Genomic DNA, 20,544 nt, shown 5'->3' with positions numbered 1-20,544 from the left:
TTGGAGGCGAAGAAGATTCTTATTTTAGGCGGAAGCGGTTTTTTGGGTAATGCCATTTACAGGGAACTATGCTCCTACTTTGATACCTATGGTACCTATTTTACCGCAAGAAAAGACTTTGAGGACAATCAACAGTTCTTTAAATACGATATGCAGGAAGACGATGTGTTCGATGTCCTGGAGCAAGTACAACCTCAGATTATCATTTCGGCCCTCCGCGGTAACTTTGCGGCCCAAATACAAGCACATCAACATATCATAGAATATGTGCAGGAACACGACTGTACCTTGTATTTTCTCTCTTCGGCTAACGTTTTCGATTCCTACACGAAATACCCGTCCTATGAATTGGACAAAACCCTTTCCGACAGTATTTACGGGCGGTTAAAAATCAAAATCGAGAACATGATGCTTCGGTTGCCCAAGAAAAAAATGTGCATTCTACGTATTCCGATGGTTTTCGGCCAACAATCACCCCGAATTAAGGCAATGAAGGAAAATGTGATGAACAACTTGCCGATAGAGGTTTTTCCCAACCTGATCATCAATGTCACCAACGATAATAAATTAACCCAAAAGATACACTATCTCATCAATCGAAATAAAAGCGGTATCTTTCATTTAGGCAGTGTTGATTTGGTACATCATGAAGAGTTCATTAAGGAACTAATGGAACACATCGGAAATTTCAATCCGATTTATAAACGTGTTTATACTACAAATGACGAGCGCTATTTGGCCGTTTTGCCCAAAGAAAACAAATTGCCCAAAAACTTACAGGTCAACTATCAAGAAATCATCGACCATCACATTTTAAAATAGTAAGCTATGGAAAAACTATCGGTAACGGAAATCGAAACAAAACTAAAAACCCTGGACAGCTGGGAATATATAGATGGTGCCATCGAAACCTCGCTAGAATTCGGGAATTTCAAAGAAGCTTTCGCAACAATGACGCGTATCGCCTTTGAGTGTGAACTGCAAGGGCATCACCCCGATTGGAGCAATGTTTACAAATCGCTCAACATTCGCTTGAACACCCATGATGCAGGCGGCGTAACCGAAAAAGACTTTAAGCTGGCGAAAGCGATCGAGAACATCGTTTTTGGGGAGTGAAAGAGTTTTAGGTTTGCGTTTTTCAAGTTCAAAGTTACCAGGAGCCACATTGAATTTGAATACCCGCGTGCGATTATTGCTCTTGAAAGCGATTTAGTTAAATTTGCTATTGTTTAAAAACCACTATTCAACTATGGGAAGAGCTTTTGAATTTCGGAAGGCAAGAAAAATGAAACGTTGGTCGGCCATGTCCAAAGCCTTTACACGTATCGGTAAGGATATCGTAATGGCCGTGAAAGAAGGTGGTCCCGACCCGGATTCCAATTCGAGGCTACGCGCCGTTATCCAGAACGCAAAGTCGGTAAATATGCCCAAAGACAATGTTGAACGTGCGATCAAACGTGCGAGCGACAAGAGTTTGGGGGATTATAAAGAGGTATTATTTGAAGGATACGCTCCCCATGGAATCGCCATATTGGTGGAGACCGCAACGGACAATAACACCCGTACCGTGGCGAACGTACGTAGCTATTTCAATAAGTGCAATGGGAACCTCGGCACTTCGGGCTCGGTAGAATTCATGTTCGACCACACCTGTAATTTCCGGATTCCTGCCGAAGGCATCGACCCGGAGGAACTGGAATTGGAAATGATAGACTACGGTGCCGAAGAAGTTTTCGTAGATGAGGATGGCATTTTGATCTATGCCCCTTTTGAAAGCTTTGGTGCCATACAAAAGGAACTTGAAAACCGTGAAATCGAAATCCTTTCCTCCGGCTTCGAACGCATACCCCAAGTCACCAAAAAACTATCCGAAGAGGAAGCCGTAGATATTGAAAAATTACTGGAAAAATTGGAGGAAGATGACGATGTTCAGAACGTGTACCATACGATGGAGGAGTCCTAATTTTTACAAATCCATACCATTAAAAATGCCCATCTCAAAGAGATGGGCATTTACGGTAAAAAACTGGTTTAGTCTGGTGTTAATTATTGTAAAGGAATATAGAGGAAGCTTGATTTAAATCCCAATTAAATGTTGGTGCCACATCTCCACTTGCATTGAGCACATCGGAAAATCCTAGGATTTTTCCATTTCCTATTTCGGCGATATACACCGTTTTGCTATCGTTATCGTAGGCGATATCAATAGGATTGCCCATCATGGTGCCTGGTCCTGAGACCCTTGTCTGGTCACTAAGGACCAATGTTCCCCCATTAGAAATAGCGTCAAGTTTGGCGCTAAATTCTTGAATGAGCTGAAATCCTCCATCATCGGTACCATTGGCAGCGTCCCCGATATCAGTCATAACCAATAGGTCGTCAGCTGCGCTGTAGTCGATTCCGTGCGTTCTTACAATTCCTTGAATAGTAATTATTTTCTCTGGAGTAATGTTCCCATCTACCGTATAATTGGTAAAAAAGTCACTAAAAATAGCCAAATCGCCCGTATTATCGACTACCGCCAACAGATCATCACCCTTAAAGGTAATTCCCCAGATACCACGACATTCGAATCTAAAGGTATTGATCAAGGAGAAAGAAAACATATCGTGGGAATACACATAAAATATGTTTTCGGCGTTATCGGCCACTACAATTTTGTTACCGTAGACGGCGATTTCCCTCGGACTCATTAAATCTTTGGAACTCGTAAAAGAAGCCGCTCCTATAGCACCATCCGGAACAGTGGAAAACTCTGCATAACCCTCTAATTGCAATGCCGACCTTGAGGCTTGTACCAAAATATCGTCCAAAGCGGTGTAGTAAATACCTTCGGAAGATTCCGATTGTGAGGTAACCGTTTTTAGAGCATTGCCCATGGCATCGTATACATAAATATTACCATTGGCCGTGCTGGTAGCGTATAAAACCGTATTTCCGGCCATGGCTTCCTCCCCCAAATCATCATCGGTTTCATCACTTGAAAAATAAATGGAAGAAGCGGCCGGTAAATCCTTGACAAACCAAGGTGCCCGATCGCCACCACCTTGAGCGGTAAACCCTAGAACTTTGCCATTTCCGACTTCGGAAATATAGACTGCATTTTCTTCGGAATCATAGGCCACATCGATAGGGTTGCCCATCATTGTTGATGGTCCCGCCACCCTTACTTGTCTACTTAAGGGATAAACCTCGCCATCCGACAATAAATCAAATGTAGCAGCGAATTCAGAAATTACATGAAAGGCACCATCATCGGTGGTATTGGCCGCATCGCCAATATCGGTCATAATCATAATGTCGTCCGCAGCGTTATAAACCAATCCGTGCGTGCGTACGATACCTTCTATAACTACTCTTTTAGAAGGGTTAAGTGCGCAAACCGGCGCAGATATCGATGCCTGAAAATTATTGAATACCGCCAAATCACTTGAATTGTCGACCACGGCATAAAGATCACTCCCCCTAAAGGTAATGCCCCAAACCGGAAAAGGAATCTCAACAGTACTCGTCAAGGAAAAACTATCCCCATTTTTGGTGTACACAAAAAACTTGTTGGAGCCGTTATCCGATACCACATACATATCGCCATTTACTGCCAACTCCCTTGGACTTTCTAAATCTGTGGTACTACTAAACGAGGCATCGAGCGCCGAGTCTTCCATTATACCGGCAATTCCCGAATACGCATCAAGCTGCAATCCAGAACGGGATGCCTGAACTAGGACACCATCTTTTGAACTGTAGTAAATACCCTCCGCAGCGGTAGAAGCCGTTGTAAAGGTAGTAAGAGAATCTCCCGTTACACTGTACCGCGAAATATCCCCATTGGCATTGTTGGTTACATACAACTCTGCCCGACGACCAAGTTCTTCTCCCGCCTCACAAGGCGTACAGGCGCCGCCACAATCAATACCTGTCTCGTCCCCGTTCATAATACCATCGGTACACGTAACGATATCGTCGTTGGTCATAGCGGTTTCATCGAGGTCAAGAACGTCTTCGTTATCACATGAACTCGCCAAAAGTAGCATAAAGACTAGGCAAGCGCCCAGTAAGAAGCTCAGGCCATATTTCCTTAACGCTCCGGAAAGCAAAGGTGTTATTATTTTAGTTGGATAATTTTTTTTTGTTTTCATATTTCTAGTTTCTCGTTGTTACTTCTTAAAGTGTTCCTCTATAATACTTACGAGAAAAAAACACAAAGGTTTGATTTTTAAGACATTAATTTAAACATATGGAATACGGAACGTATATTTTAGCACTATTCGGCACTACCTACGACGAAGAAGCAAGCTGCTGTAGGATTCAAATCAAACTATTATTATTTTTATTTCGATGGCGCCTACACTATACAAGCTTATCAGAAGTGTTTTATTGATTTCCGCGACCCTTGTAATTACCGCATCATAAAGCCGACAAATAAATTAAACAACACCCATGAAAGTCTATTGGCTACCGCTGCTGTTCGCGTTAACGCTTACCAATTTTACAACATCCGCACAGGATATGACTCCAGAGCGATTGAAAGAACTCATTGTACAAGTAGCTGACACTACAGATACCAGTGGCAATTCTATTCAGTTCGTATATAAAGAGACTTTGTTAATCTGCGTATACGACGAAAACGCCAATCGCATGCGTATCATTAGTCCTGTTGTCAAAAAAGAGGATTTGGAAGAAGAACAATTATTGAACGCACTGGTGGCGAACTTTCATTCCGCTTTGGATGTAAAATACGCCTTGAGCGACGAAATTATTTGGTCGGTTTTTATTCATCCGCTGAAGGAATTGGCAGACCACCAGGTATTGGATGCTATTCACCAAGTGTATGCTGCCGCGGCCACTTTTGGCACCTCGTATTCCAGTACCTCCTTGGTGTTTCCGGGAAATACCAAGAAGAAAGAAGTACCCAAAAAACTGATTGAAAGAAAAAAAATATAGCCTGCTTATTTGGCGGGCGAATAGCTGTATTCGGCTACTTTACCCACCACCCCTTCGAAAAACGCTTCATAGGTTTTAAAGTCGGCTTCCTTATCGGCTGTCGGCCACCTCGGCTTCGAAACCTTGATTTCCTTTTTACCAAAATCGAAGGCGATTAAGACTATGGGCACTTCCGCCTTTTTCGCAATGTAATAGAAGCCACTTTTCCAAGAACTTACTTTTTTACGGGTACCTTCGGGTGCCAAGGTTAGCCTGAATACCTTCCGTGTTTTAAAGACCTCCGCCGTTGCCGTTACGGTATCACTTTTCTTGCTTCGGTCTACCGGGGCACCGCCCATCCATCTAAAATACCATCCGAAAGGTGGTTTGAACAAACTTTTTTTGCCGACGAAATTTATTTCGGCCTTCCATACATTCCGAATGATAATACCCAACGGAAAATCCCACCAACTCGTATGTGGCACAACGGCAATGACAAATTTATCCAAATACGAAGGAAATTCACCGTTTACGGCCCACCCCATCAACTTATAATAGATAAACTTGGCAAGTGTATGCATCAATGTAAATTAGATGGGTTGAAATAAATCAGGGAAAATACGAACATACCATAACGATGTTCGTTAGATTTTTTGATAAATGGATTTTAATTTTTCCGGAGTCATAATTTTCATCCAATCGGTACCGAGTGCATTTTCCCACAGTGGTACCATCCCTAGACTTACAGTAATCATCGTATCGAAATCGGAATCGGTAAGCTTTGCAGTAATACCTTTCGGAAGTGTGATATTATGCCGCTTCAGCATTTTATGGAACAAAGCCACACCATCAGGATAGAATTCGTTCAAGTGTTGAAAGACAAGGCAATTGCCCAAACCATGCCGCACGCCTAATAGGTAGGAAAGGCCATAACTCATGGCATGAGCGACCCCCACTTGGGAATACGCTATACTCATACCGCCGTGCCAGGAGGCCATCATTAATTTTTCGCGGGATTCCGAAGCATCGATATCCTGCAAATAGACTTCCTTGCATAACGCGAGGGCCTTTTCACCATAACTTTGACTAAAAGCATTCAGATAGGTCCCGTTCAGAGACTCGATGCAATGTATAAAACAATCCATACCGGTATAGAACCACTGCTCTTTGGGCACCCCTTTGGTAAGTTCGGGATCCATGATCACTTGGTCGAAAATGGTATAATCCGAATTGATGCCTAATTTCTTCTCTGGACCTAGCAATACCGTAGTTCTTGATACCTCTGCGCCCGTTCCACTGATCGTAGGTATACCAACGTGATATAACGATGGCTTTCGCACCAGATCCCAACCTTGATAGGCACATGAGGTTCCTGGATTATTTAACATGATGGCGACAGCCTTGGCCAAATCGAGTAGCGTACCCCCACCTATACCAATAATGCCAGAAGGGGGCTCGGTAAAATCGTTTCTGATTTTACTTACAAGCACATCTACCTGTACGGTTTTCGGCTCTTCTTCTGCGGAAATGAATATCAATTGGTCATTAAAAATCAAAGGTATTCTGGAAATCAGATCGGTACCTTCAAATACATCATCGACCAGAAAAATACATGGGGCGTCGGCATTTTTTCGATGGGGCATCAATATATCGCCCAATTGATCAAAACTACCCTTACCGTACACGACTCTGGGCACCATGGGAAAGTTACGGTAATCCGATTTTTCCTTGATACTTATAGGCGTAGAAATCTTTTCCTTTTTAATATCCATACAAATTTTACAAGTAATCCAGTATCCTATTCAACTTATTGACCGTTAAATAGTTATAATCTTTATTCTCTATTGATACTTCTTCATGTTGCCAAGTGGTATGAAAAGGTACGTGAACCGCCCGAGCCCCAATTTTAATCAAAGGTAACACATCTGATTTCAATGAATTCCCGATCATTAAAAACTCCTTCGCATCTACCTTCAAATGGTTCAATAGCTGTTGGTAATTTTGTTCTTTTTTATCACTCAAGACCTCGACGTGGTGAAAATACTTCGATAAGCCCGACCGCGCCAGCTTACGTTCTTGATCGAGTAGATCCCCTTTGGTCAACACAAGCAGTCTGTATGTTCCAAATAATCGCTCTAGTACTTCCTCCACTCCGTCCAACACTTCCACCGGATGTGAGATCATCTCCTTACCAAGATGCAGTATCTTCTGCAACGTTGCTTGGGAAACCGAATTATTCGACAGCTCTAAGGCCGATTCGATCATAGATAGCATGAAACCTTTAATCCCGTAACCGTATAGCTCAAGGTTCTTCATTTCCATCTTGAACAACTCTTGGTCTATTTTGTTCTTGGTCTCGTAACCCTCCAACAAGGCCGAGAACTTTTCCTCCGCATCCCTGAAATATGTTTCATTGACCCATAAGGTGTCGTCGGCGTCAAGGCCAATAGTCGTAATGTCGCTATAATCTATCTCCATGCTTGCTGGGCCCTTTTGAGGTCTTCGGGGGTGTCGATTTCAATCCCCGTAACATTGGTCTCTACCATTTTTATTTTTTTACCGTATTCCAAATACCGTATCGCCTCTATTTTTTCGGTGGCTTCCAATGTCAACATCGGTAGGCGCTGAAAATCCATCAGAGCGCGTTTGCGAAACGCATAAATACCTTTATGCTTGTAATATTTGGCATTGGCTTCCTTTTCGCGCGGAAAAGGAATTGGAGACCTGGAAAAATACAACGCGAAATTACGGTTATCTACGATTACCTTTACTGTATTGGGGTTGTTTATCTCGTCCCAATCGGTAATCCTGACCATTAATGATGCCAAATCGATTTCACCGGTCGTATCCTCTTCGAATACCTCCAGCACACTTTTAAGGCTTTCCTTTTCGGTAAAAGGTTCGTCACCTTGCACATTTACGATAATATCCACATCCATATCCGTGACGGCTTCCGCAATACGATCGCTGCCACAGTCATGGTCAGTTTTACTCATCATGGCATTTCCATTCGCCTTGACTATGGTACTGAATATCACTTCGCTGTCGGTTACCACATATACCGCATCGAACAACCCTGTCTTTACCGCTGCCTCATACGTACGAACAATAACAGGCTTTCCGCCTAAATCCTGCATTAACTTGGCGGGAAAACGACTTGCCGCATATCGGGCCGGAATCATTGCTATTATCTTCACTATTATTATCGATATTAAATTTAAACCGAACTAAGGGCACTTATAGAAATCTAAAGCCAATCCTCTTAAAATAAGTATCAACCTTACCATCAAATTCGTTACTATCACACTGCCCCTATTGACTATCCCTCCTTCTCGGTCGAAGCTTTCTATAAATCCAAAAAATAAAGGCCAATATGATGATGACGAGAACGGCCGCCAGTATTGGCGCGAAAATAGAGGCCGTGGTCACTACGACCGCCGTTCCCGTTTCAACAGTGGATACTATCGGGTTGCCGAGACCGCCCGTCGTAGTGGTTGAGGCCAATCTACTTGCCGCGCCCGCTCCTTTGATGGCCGTAGCGGTACCCCCACCTGCGATGATGGCCAACGACCAAGTTACTACAGGGTCTAGATCAGCGACGGTGGAGACCATTACCGCAGTACCCGCAATGGCCGCCAGCGGTACCGAAACGCTATCCAATAGATTATCCACCCAAGGAATAAAATAGGCGAATATCTCGATTACCGTGGCCACACCTAAGGTAACCACTGCCGCCAAGCTGCCGATCCATTGCCAACTATCGTTTAAATCCCATATATTAAAGTAAGAAGCCAAACTCAACGCGAACAAAGGAAGAAAAACCCGGAAGCCAACGGAGGCGGCTAAGCCTATACCCAAAAAAATACTGATAATGGTCTCCGAAGTCATATGATTGAAATTCTAAGCTGCCCGATACAGGAGGATATAATTACCGAGCGGCGCCTTGCTTTTACCAAAACGAATTTACACTAATCCCCATCAACAAAAAAATCGTTCTTAAAGCCGATGAGATACAAACTGGTTTTGGCCCTTGTTACCGCGGTATAGAGCCAGCGCAAGTACTCTTTATCCACTCCGTTGGGTAAATAGGGCTGCTCAACGAACACCGTGTTCCACTGCCCGCCTTGTGATTTGTGACACGTAATGGCGTAGGAAAATTTTACCTGTAGCGCATTGAAAAATTTGTTGCCCTTGACCGACATGAACTTTTTGTATTTCGATTTTACATCGTCGTAATCCTTCATCACCTCTTGGTACAAGCGGTTAGAATCCTCATAAGGTAACGAAGGTGCTTCTGCCGTTATCGTATCGAGCAATAATACGGTTTCAAAAGGTTTTTGGTTGGGATAATCAACCATTTTTACCTTCACTTCTGCAAATCGAAACGTATACAGTTCCTTTATCGCAAAAATCTCAAGCACTTCTATAATGTCCCCGTTGGCAATAAAACCTGCTTCGGTATTCGGTTCTAGCCAAAAATAGTTGTTCTTTACGACCATCATGTAATCCCCGACCGATAGTTCGTTCTCTAAATACAGGATGCGATTACGAATATTTTCATTGTACAGATTAGCACGCTTATTCGACCGTACGATAAAAGTGGTCTCTTCCTTTCCGTTTTCGGAATATGAAGTTTCTATGGCCTCGAGAATTTCGTGGCCGTCGATCAGACGAACAATGTCTTTGTAAGGAGCAACATCGAATTGAAAACTGTCGAAAAATTCGGACTGTAATTGCCCCCGTAAGTTGGTCGCATTCATAAGTATGCCCGAATCCTCGGCCTGACGTACTACCTCGTCCAACTCCATTCTGGTCACCTCTTTATTATAATTCAAACTAATTTTATCGGCGTCCAGGGCAGGGCTTAAATCCAAGTGCACCGGGGGTAACTGGGCAGTATCCCCAATCAAGATCAATTTGCAATTATGACCGGAGTACACGAACATCAAAAGGTCGTCTAGCAGCGAGCCATTGTCCATTAGTTTAGTATTCGTAGGCGTATCGGGAATCATAGAGGCCTCATCAACGATGAATACCGTATCGCGATGTTTATTCGGGGCCAAAACAAACTGCACGGCACCCCCGCTCTGCTTTTTAGGAAAATAAATTTTTCTGTGAATGGTAAAGGACTTGGTTTTCGAGTAATTCGACATTACTTTGGCCGCACGGCCCGTGGGGGCCATTAAAACGGACTTCAATTGGGTATTCCACAAATTCGTTACCAGCGTACCTACGATCGTCGTCTTCCCCGTACCAGCAAATCCTTTTAATAAAAAGACCTCATCTTTTCCCTTTGACAGCAGAAATTTGGCCAATTGCTGGAGCGCCAAATCCTGCTTAACGGTGGGATCGTGCGGAAATTTGTTCCTAAGGATTTTGTAGAATGAAGCGTCGGTAAGAGTGGCCATAGAATTTCAAAGATAGACAGGAATTTACTTTACACTTATCTTATGGACTGAAAACTCGGAAATTCCCTATTCAAAATACAAGTAAAACACCCATTTCATACACGTTTGGAACGGATTTTGAAGCTCTTAAAGCATTCCCTTCCGCCGTCTTAATTACGATAGAGAAAAATTAGGCGGTTTGCAAAAAAATTGTAGATTTGTGTGAACCACTAAATTTAACTAATACCACTTAGGAAATGAAGACCGTAATACAAATAGTTCTTTGGATTGCTTGTATCTTTTTGGGATACTTGATTTACAAGTCCGTAACCGGACCTATTGAGTTCAATAAGGTAAAGCAAGAACGCTTCGCAAAAGTTGTTTCGAAGCTAAAGGATATCAGAAATGCCCAAGAAGCATACAAAAGCGTCAATTCAAAGTATACAAGTGATTTTAATGCCCTTATCAAGTTTATCGATACCGGTAAATATGTAATTACGCAGCAACGTGACTCTTCTTACATGTATTTTGACGATGTGTACAAAATCGATCAGTTGAAGGAAATCACTATTATTGATACCCTTAATTTTGTTTCGGTAAAAGATTCACTTTTCAAAAAAGACAACCGCTACAAATCCCTTGCCGATATTCCTGGTGCCCCTAATGGGGAAAAGATTGAAATGAAAGCGGACATTATTGAAAAAAGTGGTTATAAAGCACCGGTTTTCAAAGCCTGGGTAAAGAAGGAAGTTTTACTCTATGATCAACCAAAAGACCTTATCGCAAAGGAAATTACAGAAAAGAGCGTAGAGGAGGTAAATGGCGACGCAATAACTGTAGGCTCATTAGAAGAAGTTAGTACAAGCGGTAACTGGCCTGTAGTATATGACAGAAGTGACGACAATTAAGAGCGCAAAAAACGCTGAAAACGATTTTTATAGACTGTCCATTCAAATAAGTTTGAATGGACTTTCTTTTTGTATGCTGGATACCGTGTCACATACGGTCATATCCTCAGAGCACGTTCTTTTCCATAAAGAACTCACCCCCTATCAAGTACTTGAAGAGCTAAAGCAGCTTGTAGAGAAAAACAACATACAAAAAACAGCATTTTCCGAGGTAGTCGTCATTCATCGAAATAACCTGTTCACTTTGGTGCCAAAACCCCTTTTTCATGCAGATGAATTGGCCAACTACCTGAAATTTAACGCCAAAATACTAGCGAACGACCATATTGCCCATGATGAGATAGAGGGCTACGAATTGATGAACGTTTACGTGCCTTTCGTTAACATCAATAACTACCTCTACGGCCTTTTCGGGGAATTTGTTTACAAACACCACGGTACGGTTATGGTGCAGTCTTTGCTGAGTGAACAAGGCTCCGGAGAATCCCCCATTTGCTACGCACACCTATCAGAGCAACAATTGGATATTACCGTTGTGGCGGGCCAAAAATTACAATTGTTCAACAACTTCGACTATTCGACACAAGAAGACTTTTTATATTATCTACTGTTCACCCTGGAACAATTGAAACTAAACCCTGAAACAATAAAGTTGCGGCTTTTTGGGGAAGTGGAAGAAAACGATACCATCTATAAGCTTTGCTACGATTATATAAAGAACATTGCAATTTTCACTCCCACCCATAATGCGGAGCTTCTCGCTGCCGTTGATCAAGAATCGATCGACTTTACCGTTTTAAATGCCCTATAAATGCGAATCGTTTCCGGAAAACACAAAGGTAGGCGCATTATGGCACCAAAAAAACTTCCCGTACGGCCAACGACCGATATGGCAAAGGAGGCCTTGTTCAATATCCTAAACAATCGCTTTTACTTTGATGAACTTACCGTTCTAGACCTTTTTACAGGGACGGGCAACATCAGTTACGAGTTCGCATCGCGGGGAACAACCGCTATTACCGCTGTAGATTCCGATGCAGGCTGTGTAGCCTTTGTTGCCAGAATCGCTCGGGAGATGGCTATGGAAATTACCCCGATAAAGAGCGATGTATTCACCTATCTCAAAAAGGTACCTTCCAAATCGGACATTATTTTTGCGGACCCACCTTATGGAATTTCGTTCGAGTCCTTCGCTTCAATTCCTTCCTTGGTATTTGAAAAAGAACTTTTGCACGAGAACGGAGTATTGGTCGTAGAGCATTCGGTACAAACAGACCTTTCGTCCCTGCCGTACTTCAATAACCAACGAAAATATGGTAGTAGTTTGTTCAGCTTCTTCGAGCAAGAAAACGCCAACTGAAAATCGAGGTGTCACCCCACTCTGGAAGGAGCATACTTTTATCGCGTCTCCTGAAATTCGAAATACCAGAGCCATTTTTCAACTCCACAAATGCCGGTATTTCAAACGCCACCTCAAATAATAAAAAAAGCAGGCCATAAGCCGGATTCTGTACACCCTGGTCTTGTTTCAGGTTAAACCCCAAAGCACTACCAAAGGTTCCCTATCATTTATCTAGGCCTTAGGTTGCCCAAAGGCTCTAACCGTCTACCCTTCGGCTCGGGCGTGCAGCCCTCAAACACCGGTTTACATGACGTTTCACCACATAGAGTTTACCTGATTTCACTACAGCCGAACTGTACATTCTTTCTGTTGCACTTGTCCGTCCGTCCGCCAAATGGTGGACGGAGACGGGTGTTACCCGCTATGTTGCACTACGGTGTCCGGACTTTCCTCTTTATCCCGAACTTGATTCGAGACCTCTTGAAATTCAAAAGGTGCTGAAACAAGTTCAGCATAAAACGATAGGGTGACCTGCTGAGGACAAAGTTAGGTCAATTGTTGATAAAAAAGAGTTTAATACGCCTTTTATCAAAAGCATAAACAAAAGCGATTTCTATATTTGTACAAGGCAGTTCGTTTTACTAAAAACACCATTTTTGGAACCATTTATCGTATCGGCACGAAAGTACAGACCCCAAACATTCAAAGATGTGGTGGGCCAGCAGTCGATTACCAATACGCTCACCAATGCCATCGAAAACAATCACTTGGCGCAGGCCTTACTGTTCTGTGGGCCTAGAGGTGTCGGAAAGACTACCTGTGCACGTATTTTGGCAAAACGGATCAACGACGACGGCACGAACGATCCTGATGAAGATTTCGCCTTTAATATTTTTGAACTCGACGCCGCCTCGAACAATTCGGTAGATGATATCAGAAGTCTTATCGATCAGGTACGCATACCACCGCAAACCGGAAAGTACAAGGTCTATATTATTGACGAGGTGCATATGCTCTCACAGTCGGCCTTTAATGCCTTTTTAAAAACCTTGGAAGAGCCTCCAAAGCATGCTATTTTTATTTTAGCCACCACCGAGAAGCACAAAATTATTCCAACGATATTAAGCAGGTGCCAGATTTTCGATTTCAAGCGTATCACCGTTAAAGATGCGGCAAACTACTTAAAATATATTGCGGAAAATCAAGGGATAAACGCCGAAGATGATGCCCTGCACATTATAGCGCAAAAAGCCGACGGTGCCATGCGCGATGCGCTGTCTATTTTCGATAGGGTCGTGAGTTTCTCAGGTGCGGACTTGACTAGAAAAGCGGTGACCGAAAATCTGAACGTTCTCGATTACGACACCTATTTTTCGGCAACGGACCTTATTTTATCCCATGCCATTCCCGAGCTGTTGGTATTGCTGAACACTACGCTTGCGTTAGGATTTGACGGGCATCATTTTATTAGCGGCCTAGCATCTCATTTCAGGGATTTGATGGTTTGCAAACACCAACAAACAATCGAATTATTGGAAGTCGGTGAAAACGCCAAACAAAATTATCTCGAGCAATCGAAAAAAACCAGTGGTCCTTTTTTGATCAGAGCATTGGAAATCGCCAACGATTGCGATTTAAAGTACAAGACCAGCAAGAACCAGCGTCTCTTGGTCGAATTGACCCTTATGAAGCTGGCCTCCATTGATTTCGATGGTGAAAAAAAAAATCCTGAGTCCGTAGCATTTGCCAATAAAACGGAAGATTTTATCGCACCGGCTTCATTCTATGAAAACAAGTCGAAAGTTAGAGCGGAAGCGAGTCCATCTAATAAAGTTGTGAAAGAACCCGCGCTAGTCGAAAAAACACCGATTGCGGAAGCTCCCCGGCAAGCGGCAAGTACTTCAAAACAGGAAGAGCAGGTCGAAACGGCGTTAGCCACCGCTGTAGCGGAACCCGAAGCCGAGCAATTATCAGCTCCGGAAGAGGTTCCAGTACCAACGCCCGCTAAAAAAATTCAACTCGATATTGCTTCTAAAAGGGTATCGGCCCTTTCGATTTCCAGTCTTAAGGCGAAAAAATTACACGAATCGGCGCGAAAAGGGGAAGGTATCGATGTTGACAACTTGCCGAAGCATCCGTTTACCGAAGAAGAACTGCATAAGCACTGGAACGAATTCGTCGCTAAAATAGACGCCAATGGGCAGAAAATTTTGGCCTCTAGCCTTGCAACGGATATCCCTAAATTAAAGGACGATTTTGTAATAGCTATCGAGCTTCCGAACGATACGATGAAAAAAGAAGTTGAGCGGGAGCAATTCGGTTTAATGGAGCATTTACGTGCGAACCTAAATAATCATTCTATCAGTCTGAAGATTTCGGTAAACGAAGAAACGGCTAAAAAGTTCGCCTTTACACCGGAGGAGAAATATGAAAAATTACGGGAAAAGAATCCTACCATCGATTTGCTTCGGAAAACCTTTGATCTGGACCTATGATTTTCTCCAGTACCGCGTCCAGATAGCAAAGAACAGATGCACTACCCCCACGATAAATAGACCAACCGCTTCTCGCGCTTCCTCAACATTGCCAATATCCCCATTGCCCACTTCAAAACCTTGAAATTGTTCCGGAAAGAGATACCACCCGCTGGCCAAAGCCACAATGCCCGCCACCAGCAGGATACCAAAAGGGATTCTCTCCAGCGCAAAACCAAAACTTAGAACTGCGGCGACACCATAGATAACTATCCACATTAGGGGATCCGGATCATTATACTGTAGTACGGCCGATACGATACTCAGCACACCAAAAATATATGCAAAACCTTTTACCAGTAGATTCATAATACAAATATATGGCCTTATTTTGATTGCTATTCGAATCGGGTTATTTTTGATGCCATAAACGGAACAAATGCTAGGCCTAAAACTACCGACCGATCCCCGATGGGTTAATATCGTGGAAAAGAATATCGATGAAATCCTAACGGATCATGCGTATTGCGAGCAAAAAGCGGCCAGTACCGCGATTTCCCTGATTGTCAGTTTTCCTGAATATCCAGACTTGGTACAGGAAATGATTGCTCTTTCGAGAGAGGAAATGGGGCACTTTAAAATGGTGCACGACCTTATTCTATCCCGAGGCAATACCTTAGGCAGAGATCGAAAGGACGAATATGTCATTCAAATCGTTAACTTTTTCCCTAAGGGCGGTAGCCGAACTACCCAGCTGGTTCACCGCCTACTCTATGCCGCTTTGATAGAAGCGAGAAGTTGCGAACGGTTTCGATTGCTTTCCGAAGAACTCACCGATAAAAAACTAGCGGAATTCTATAGAAAATTGATGGTAAGCGAAGCTGGCCATTATACCATGTTCCTTCAGTTTGCACGCCAATATGGTGAAAGAAGCGAGGTGGATGAAAAGTGGCAGCAGCTATTGGCTTTTGAGGCAGAGGTTATGAAAAATCTTGGTAAGAGCGAATCAATTCATGGGTAAGAATCAGTTTTTTATCGGGTGGGAAGAAGTCTCATTTTACAGATGAACATCAGTGGTAAATTGAAATATACAATTCAATCTACTGATTTTCCCAAAGGGATACCAAATACTATACACCGCAAATACAGCCTTTTCAAATCAACCTGCAATACTTCCGGGCACAGACACTTCAATAAAAGGTGATTGAACTTTTTTATTGTCATGCATATACCACTGCTTGTCTACTTTTCCATTCCTAACTTCTCCAGATAGTAATCGTACATGGCAAATTGCGAACGCACTTTGGCGTTGCCGTTTTTTCTATAGGCGTTATCCTGCGCCTCATTGAATACCCTAGCCTTCACATTATCGCTCCAAGACATTTCAAAAGTATCCAGTAGTTCCTGTTTGACATCGGCGTCATATATTGGGCATCCGACCTCGACGCGATAATCTAAATTACGGGTCATCCAGTCGGCCGAAGAAATATACATTTTTGGATTCCCGTCGTTGCCGAATATAAAGATACGGGGATGTTCAAGAAACTTGTCTACGATACTGATGGCCTCGATGTTCTCGCTCATGCCTTTCACCCCGGGGACCAAGCAACAAATACCGCGAACTATGAGCTGGATCTTTACCCCGGCCCTACTCGCCTCGTATAGCTTATCGACCATTTTATAACTCGTAAAGCTATTCATCTTAATCTTAATGAACGCTTCTTTGCCCAAAATCGCATTGGCGATTTCGTTATCGATGAGTTTTATAAAGTTACTTTTGGTATAGTGCGGTGAGACGATAAGGTGCTTGTATTTATTAATTTTATAGGTGGTCTCGAAAAAATCAAAAACCTTGTTCAGTTCCTTTAAAATCGCCTCGTGGGCGGTAAACAGGGTATAATCACTGTAAATCCGCGCGGTGGCCTCGCTAAAGTTACCGGTACTTACGAAACCGTAACGCTTGAGGCCGTTTTCCTCTTCTCGCTCGATTACACATATTTTACTGTGTACTTTAAGTCCGGGTACCCCAAAAATAAGCTTCACGCCTTCGGCCTGCAGTTGTTCAGCATATTCGATATTCGCCTGTTCGTCAAAACGAGCTTGTAATTCTATTTGTACGGTAACCTGTTTTCCATTCTTTACGGCATTGATCAAAGAGGCCGCTACCTGAGAGTTATTCGCCAACCGATATACGGTAATCTTTATGGTTTTTACCTTTGGGTCTAGCGCCGCTTCCCTAAGGAAGCGAATGATATATGAAAACGTATGATAGGGCGTATACTGTAAGAAATCTTTCTGGGAAATTTGCTCAAAAAGACTACCCTCCATACTCAACCCCTTTACCGGCAAGGGCATTATGGTATCGTACAACAAATCTTGTCTCCCTAGGCTTGGGAAACCCATATAATCCCGTCGGTTGTGATACCGCCCTCCGGGAATAACGCTATCGGTATCCTCTATGTTCATTTTTTCCTTTAAGAAACTAAGCGTATCCTTTCCAATACTTTTGTCATAGACAAAACGTACGGGATCGCCAACCTTTCGATGCTCTACACTAGAAGATATTTTTTCGATAAAACTTTTACTCAAGTCATTGTCCATATCCAATTCCGCATCCCTTGTAATTTTAATCATGTGCGCGGATATGGATTCATATTCGAACATGGTAAAAATATTGCGCAGACAATACCGAATCAGGTCATCCAATATGATAATATAATTTTTATCCCCTTCTTGAGGCAAGACCACGAAACGATCTATTCCCTTGGGAATTTCTATCAGCGCATACCTTTTCTCTTTTTCTTTCGCTTTCTGATCCCCGACAATAATCATCTTTACGGCCAAATATGCAGCCGTATCTTTCAAGGTTGGGAATTCGGTAAGATCGCTCAAGATGATGGTCATCAATTGCGGACTCACCTTTTGAACAAAATATTTTTTAACAAACTCTATTTGACCCTCGTTCAATTGGGTTTCCTTGATGATAAAGATATTCTGTCCCTCAAGCTCTTTTTGAATACCTTTCAGAATCTCAACACTCTTCGCCTGATGTTTGATGGCGATTTTGGTTATCTCCTCCAAAAGATCCTTGGCGATTTCTCCCCCGAGCACGCTCTTCCCCGTTTTACCGGCATCAACTATGCGCTTCACGGTGGCATAGCGCACCTTGTAAAACTCGTCCAGATTATTGGAGAAAATCCCAAGAAAACGGAGTCTTTCGATTAACGGCACTTTCTTATCGGCACTTTCTTGCAACACGCGCTCATTAAACCATAGCCAGCTGATTTCCCTATTTATGTATTGGTTCTTTGTCTTGATCATTTATCTAAAATGCTTTGGAAAAATTGTTTTCACCGTTGTGCCCTTATCCGTTTCATCCCATCTATCGATACCGAATTGCAATTGTACCAGACCGGTAGTGGGGACATTGTCAATATAAGTATTTCCCAAAGAATTGGCAATATGGGTAAAGGCATGGTTGTGACCGAATATCATGACCGTCTCCAGATCGTTATCGAGTTCTTTAATAAATTGGAGTACGCTATCTCCCGAAAAATCATATAACATATCACTCAATTGAAATTGTTCTAATGGAAAATCGAGCTGCCGCAAAAAAATAGTGGCGGTATGCAGTGCCCTATTCGCCGGACTGGAATACAGGAAGTCGATCTTGGTATTTTCAAGCATCCATTTTTCCGATATCAATAATCCATCATTGATACCTCTGGGCAATAGGGGGCGATCACGATCGCTTACATTATATTCCCAAGAAGATTTGCCATGGCGAACTAAGATGAGTGTCTTCATTTGTTTAGCTTAAAATTAGTATTCGATCGGCAGTGGCAGTCCACTTCAAAAAATATATTAAAGGACTTCCATTTGTAGTAGCCTTTACCTTAAGGGGCTAGTCGTTCCATTTTCCAATCCAGGTCCACTAAAGTATAGCGTATTCTATCGTGTAACCTGTTCGGCCTTCCTTGCCAAAACTCAAGCGAAACGGGCTTTACGATATACCCTCCCCAGGACTTTGGTCGTTTTACTTCCTTATCTCGGTACTTTTCCTCCAAGATTTTCAAATTCTTCTCCAATACCTCCCTCGAAGCGATGACCGTACTTTGATCGGACACAACGGCACCCAACCTACTTCCCTTGGGTCTGGATTCAAAATAACCATCGGAAAGATTCTCAGGAATTTTTTCCGCCCTACCTTTTATAATGACCTGCCTCTCCATATTGGGCCAAAAAAAAGAAATACAAACATTAGGGTTCGTCGTAATGGCCTTTCCTTTCTCACTCTCATAATTGGTATAGAAAATAAAACCTTCCTCGGTATATTTTTTCAATAGTACTACCCGGCTTTTTGGAAAACCGTCAATACCTATAGTGCTGACCGTCATTGCGTTTGGCTCATCAACGCCTTCCGACGCCTCGACCTCGTAAAACCAAGTTTGAAAAAGTTGCATAGGGTTGTCTGAGATGGAATCTTCCATCAGGGCGCTTTTTTCGTAAGATTTTCTATAATCGCCAAGGTCTTTCTGCATGCTATTGAATCTAGTTTTCAAGTTAGGAAAAGAATGGAAGTTTCGGAACTGTTTTCTGCATTTTACCACTCGAAAACTTTACCATCATCCGCAAGCTCAACATTGTCGAAAATGGTAGCCGCTTCTTCCTTGAAAAGTACTATGGATTTATAGCGTGTAGAATAATGACCCAGAAGCAGCGTACCGACTTGGGCAGCTTTCGCGATTTTGGCAGCTTCTTTCGCAGTAGAATGTTTCGTCTTTGCCGAAAGATGCTCTTCGGAATCTAAAAAAGTGGATTCGTGGTAGAGCCAGTCCACCTCTGAAATTTGATCTACCATAGATGGCTTATAGGCGGTATCGCTACAATAGGCATAACTCTTTGGCGGTTTTGGGTCGAAAGAAAGCGCCTGGTTCGGTACAATGGTACCATCATCCAAGGTAACATCCTTCCCCTTTTTGATGTTTCGAAAATAAACGGGCTCAATGCCGTATTCAGTAGCAGCTTCAATGTTCAATTGTCGCTCTCCTGGTTTTTCCCTAAACAAAAATCCGTTGGTGTATACCCTGTGATCTAAAGGAATGGTAGTGACCGATACCTTGTCATCTTCATAGACCAATTTGGGTGTCTTTGCGGTAAGTTCATGGAATACCAAGGGGTAGTTGGTCCATGAATCCCCTAATTTCAAAAGTAGTGTGATGGCTTCCTTGATGCCTTTGGGCCCGTAGATGTGCATTTCTTTGTTCCTTCCCAAAAGGCGAAAAGTAGATATCAATCCCGGTAGTCCAAAAAAGTGGTCGCCGTGCAAATGCGAAATGAAAATATGGTTGATTCGCGAAAATTTTATTTTTTGCTTGCGCAGTTGAACTTGGGTACCCTCTCCGCAATCGATCAAGAACATATGGTTTCTAATTTCCAAGACCTGCGATGTCGGGTTGGTCAACGTTCTGGGAGTCGCGGCATAACAACCTAGGATATGAAGCTTCATA

General features: G+C 42.8%; 21 protein-coding genes and 1 other RNA gene. 9 read left to right on the top strand and 13 right to left on the bottom strand.

Features of this window, described 5'->3' with window-relative positions; genetic code table 11:
* From FGM00_RS04500 to FGM00_RS04490, 3 genes are all read left to right on the top strand, one after another.
* Positions 1-822, top strand: coding sequence for a sugar nucleotide-binding protein (locus tag FGM00_RS04500; RefSeq protein ID WP_138851758.1), 822 nt, complete (start codon positions 1-3; stop codon positions 820-822).
* Positions 823-828: 6 nt separating this feature from the next.
* Positions 829-1,116 carry a 4a-hydroxytetrahydrobiopterin dehydratase gene (locus FGM00_RS04495; protein WP_138851757.1) on the top strand — a complete coding sequence of 96 codons (288 nt, stop codon included), beginning with the start codon at positions 829-831 and terminating at the stop codon, positions 1,114-1,116.
* 133 nt (positions 1,117-1,249) lie between these two features.
* On the top strand, positions 1,250-1,963 hold the full coding sequence (locus FGM00_RS04490) for a YebC/PmpR family DNA-binding transcriptional regulator (protein WP_138851756.1): 714 nt from the start codon (positions 1,250-1,252) through the stop codon (positions 1,961-1,963).
* Between the two features lie 79 nt (positions 1,964-2,042).
* Here FGM00_RS04490 and FGM00_RS04485 read toward each other — a convergent pair whose 3' ends face one another.
* Positions 2,043-4,139 carry a hypothetical protein gene (locus FGM00_RS04485; protein ID WP_236262910.1) on the bottom strand — a complete coding sequence of 699 codons (2,097 nt, stop codon included), beginning with the start codon at positions 4,137-4,139 and terminating at the stop codon, positions 2,043-2,045.
* A 301-nt stretch (positions 4,140-4,440) separates the two neighbouring features.
* Between FGM00_RS04485 and FGM00_RS04480 the strand changes: the two genes are divergently transcribed.
* Positions 4,441-4,944: a hypothetical protein gene (locus FGM00_RS04480; protein ID WP_138851755.1), complete on the top strand. Its 504-nt coding sequence runs from the start codon at positions 4,441-4,443 to the stop codon at positions 4,942-4,944.
* Between the two features lie 5 nt (positions 4,945-4,949).
* Here the strand turns inward: FGM00_RS04480 and FGM00_RS04475 are convergent, their stop codons facing one another.
* The 6 genes from FGM00_RS04475 to FGM00_RS04450 form a co-directional block, all read right to left on the bottom strand.
* On the bottom strand, positions 4,950-5,504 hold the full coding sequence (locus FGM00_RS04475; protein ID WP_138851754.1) for a 1-acyl-sn-glycerol-3-phosphate acyltransferase: 555 nt from the start codon (positions 5,502-5,504) through the stop codon (positions 4,950-4,952).
* Positions 5,505-5,567: 63 nt separating this feature from the next.
* Entirely contained in the window at positions 5,568-6,695 is a 1,128-nt protein-coding gene (locus tag FGM00_RS04470; RefSeq protein ID WP_236262909.1) for an iron-containing alcohol dehydrogenase family protein, read from the bottom strand.
* Positions 6,696-6,702: 7 nt separating this feature from the next.
* On the bottom strand, positions 6,703-7,401 hold the full coding sequence (locus tag FGM00_RS04465) for an HAD family hydrolase (RefSeq protein ID WP_138851753.1): 699 nt from the start codon (positions 7,399-7,401) through the stop codon (positions 6,703-6,705).
* The gene (gene kdsB, locus FGM00_RS04460; RefSeq protein WP_175416285.1) at positions 7,392-8,105 is read right to left on the bottom strand and encodes a 3-deoxy-manno-octulosonate cytidylyltransferase; all 714 of its coding nucleotides are present in this window, start codon (positions 8,103-8,105) and stop codon (positions 7,392-7,394) included. The genes FGM00_RS04465 and kdsB overlap by 10 nt, the downstream gene beginning before the upstream one ends.
* Before the next feature lie 130 nt (positions 8,106-8,235).
* Positions 8,236-8,811, bottom strand: a complete 576-nt coding sequence (locus FGM00_RS04455; RefSeq protein ID WP_138851751.1) for a DUF4126 domain-containing protein — start codon at positions 8,809-8,811, stop codon at positions 8,236-8,238.
* Positions 8,812-8,891: 80 nt separating this feature from the next.
* Complete coding sequence (locus FGM00_RS04450) at positions 8,892-10,331, bottom strand: ATP-dependent DNA helicase (protein WP_138851750.1); 1,440 nt, start codon at positions 10,329-10,331, stop codon at positions 8,892-8,894.
* A gap of 236 nt (positions 10,332-10,567) precedes the next feature.
* On the opposite strand from FGM00_RS04450, the gene FGM00_RS04445 reads away from it, so the two are divergent.
* From FGM00_RS04445 to FGM00_RS04435, 3 genes are read left to right on the top strand one after another with little or no spacing between them, the layout of a single operon-like run.
* Positions 10,568-11,218 (top strand): hypothetical protein, encoded by a 651-nt coding sequence (locus tag FGM00_RS04445; protein WP_138851749.1) that lies wholly within the window; start codon positions 10,568-10,570, stop codon positions 11,216-11,218.
* Positions 11,196-12,029, top strand: a complete 834-nt coding sequence (locus FGM00_RS04440; RefSeq protein WP_138851748.1) for a DUF3822 family protein — start codon at positions 11,196-11,198, stop codon at positions 12,027-12,029. Before FGM00_RS04445 ends, FGM00_RS04440 begins: the two co-directional genes overlap by 23 nt.
* On the top strand, positions 12,030-12,578 hold the full coding sequence (locus FGM00_RS04435; protein ID WP_138851747.1) for an RsmD family RNA methyltransferase: 549 nt from the start codon (positions 12,030-12,032) through the stop codon (positions 12,576-12,578). It begins immediately after the preceding gene.
* A 122-nt stretch (positions 12,579-12,700) separates the two neighbouring features.
* On the opposite strand, the gene rnpB is transcribed toward FGM00_RS04435, so the two are convergent.
* Positions 12,701-13,043: RNase P RNA component class A (gene rnpB, locus FGM00_RS04430), an RNA gene on the bottom strand.
* Between the two features lie 173 nt (positions 13,044-13,216).
* On the opposite strand from rnpB, the gene FGM00_RS04425 reads away from it, so the two are divergent.
* A complete protein-coding gene (locus FGM00_RS04425) occupies positions 13,217-15,055 on the top strand; it encodes a DNA polymerase III subunit gamma/tau (protein ID WP_138851746.1) in 1,839 nt (612 codons plus the stop codon).
* Here the strand turns inward: FGM00_RS04425 and FGM00_RS04420 are convergent.
* A complete protein-coding gene (locus FGM00_RS04420) occupies positions 15,050-15,403 on the bottom strand; it encodes a transmembrane 220 family protein (RefSeq protein WP_138851745.1) in 354 nt (117 codons plus the stop codon). The two genes, FGM00_RS04425 and FGM00_RS04420, sit on opposite strands and share 6 nt — an antisense overlap.
* Before the next feature lie 70 nt (positions 15,404-15,473).
* Here FGM00_RS04420 and FGM00_RS04415 point away from each other — a divergent pair, with 70 nt between their 5' ends.
* On the top strand, positions 15,474-16,055 hold the full coding sequence (locus FGM00_RS04415; RefSeq protein ID WP_138851744.1) for a MiaE family protein: 582 nt from the start codon (positions 15,474-15,476) through the stop codon (positions 16,053-16,055).
* A gap of 221 nt (positions 16,056-16,276) precedes the next feature.
* Here the strand turns inward: FGM00_RS04415 and ppk1 are convergent, their stop codons facing one another.
* The 4 genes from ppk1 to FGM00_RS04395 form a co-directional block, all read right to left on the bottom strand.
* A complete protein-coding gene (ppk1, locus tag FGM00_RS04410) occupies positions 16,277-18,355 on the bottom strand; it encodes a polyphosphate kinase 1 (RefSeq protein ID WP_138851743.1) in 2,079 nt (692 codons plus the stop codon).
* Positions 18,356-18,841: a SixA phosphatase family protein gene (locus FGM00_RS04405; RefSeq protein WP_138851742.1), complete on the bottom strand. Its 486-nt coding sequence runs from the start codon at positions 18,839-18,841 to the stop codon at positions 18,356-18,358.
* Positions 18,842-18,930: 89 nt separating this feature from the next.
* Positions 18,931-19,575: a pyridoxamine 5'-phosphate oxidase gene (pdxH, locus tag FGM00_RS04400; protein ID WP_138851741.1), complete on the bottom strand. Its 645-nt coding sequence runs from the start codon at positions 19,573-19,575 to the stop codon at positions 18,931-18,933.
* 62 nt (positions 19,576-19,637) lie between these two features.
* Positions 19,638-20,543: a ribonuclease Z gene (locus FGM00_RS04395; RefSeq protein ID WP_138851740.1), complete on the bottom strand. Its 906-nt coding sequence runs from the start codon at positions 20,541-20,543 to the stop codon at positions 19,638-19,640.
* Position 20,544 lies beyond the last annotated feature (1 nt).

Source organism: Aggregatimonas sangjinii, assembly GCF_005943945.1.
GTDB classification, from domain to species: domain Bacteria; phylum Bacteroidota; class Bacteroidia; order Flavobacteriales; family Flavobacteriaceae; genus Pelagihabitans; species Pelagihabitans sangjinii.
Note: the sequence above shows the minus strand (reverse complement) of the source record. Positions and strands in the feature narration are given on the sequence as shown.

Bases quoted from the DNA above. Each gene is read 5' to 3' on its own strand.
- FGM00_RS04495 (WP_138851757.1), top strand. From the start codon at position 829: ATGGAAAAACTATCGGTAACGGAAATCGAAACAAAACTAAAAACCCTG.
- FGM00_RS04490 (WP_138851756.1), top strand. From the start codon at position 1,250: ATGGGAAGAGCTTTTGAATTTCGGAAGGCAAGAAAAATGAAACGTTGG.
- FGM00_RS04485 (WP_236262910.1), bottom strand. From the start codon at position 4,139: ATGAAAACAAAAAAAAATTATCCAACTAAAATAATAACACCTTTGCTT.
- FGM00_RS04480 (WP_138851755.1), top strand. From the start codon at position 4,441: ATGAAAGTCTATTGGCTACCGCTGCTGTTCGCGTTAACGCTTACCAAT.
- FGM00_RS04475 (WP_138851754.1), bottom strand. From the start codon at position 5,504: ATGCATACACTTGCCAAGTTTATCTATTATAAGTTGATGGGGTGGGCC.
- FGM00_RS04470 (WP_236262909.1), bottom strand. From the start codon at position 6,695: ATGGATATTAAAAAGGAAAAGATTTCTACGCCTATAAGTATCAAGGAA.
- FGM00_RS04465 (WP_138851753.1), bottom strand. From the start codon at position 7,401: ATGGAGATAGATTATAGCGACATTACGACTATTGGCCTTGACGCCGAC.
- kdsB (WP_175416285.1), bottom strand. From the start codon at position 8,105: ATGATTCCGGCCCGATATGCGGCAAGTCGTTTTCCCGCCAAGTTAATG.
- FGM00_RS04455 (WP_138851751.1), bottom strand. From the start codon at position 8,811: ATGACTTCGGAGACCATTATCAGTATTTTTTTGGGTATAGGCTTAGCC.
- FGM00_RS04450 (WP_138851750.1), bottom strand. From the start codon at position 10,331: ATGGCCACTCTTACCGACGCTTCATTCTACAAAATCCTTAGGAACAAA.
- FGM00_RS04445 (WP_138851749.1), top strand. From the start codon at position 10,568: ATGAAGACCGTAATACAAATAGTTCTTTGGATTGCTTGTATCTTTTTG.
- FGM00_RS04440 (WP_138851748.1), top strand. From the start codon at position 11,196: ATGACAGAAGTGACGACAATTAAGAGCGCAAAAAACGCTGAAAACGAT.
- FGM00_RS04435 (WP_138851747.1), top strand. From the start codon at position 12,030: ATGCGAATCGTTTCCGGAAAACACAAAGGTAGGCGCATTATGGCACCA.
- FGM00_RS04420 (WP_138851745.1), bottom strand. From the start codon at position 15,403: ATGAATCTACTGGTAAAAGGTTTTGCATATATTTTTGGTGTGCTGAGT.
- FGM00_RS04415 (WP_138851744.1), top strand. From the start codon at position 15,474: ATGCTAGGCCTAAAACTACCGACCGATCCCCGATGGGTTAATATCGTG.
- ppk1 (WP_138851743.1), bottom strand. From the start codon at position 18,355: ATGATCAAGACAAAGAACCAATACATAAATAGGGAAATCAGCTGGCTA.
- FGM00_RS04405 (WP_138851742.1), bottom strand. From the start codon at position 18,841: ATGAAGACACTCATCTTAGTTCGCCATGGCAAATCTTCTTGGGAATAT.
- pdxH (WP_138851741.1), bottom strand. From the start codon at position 19,575: ATGCAGAAAGACCTTGGCGATTATAGAAAATCTTACGAAAAAAGCGCC.
- FGM00_RS04395 (WP_138851740.1), bottom strand. From the start codon at position 20,543: ATGAAGCTTCATATCCTAGGTTGTTATGCCGCGACTCCCAGAACGTTG.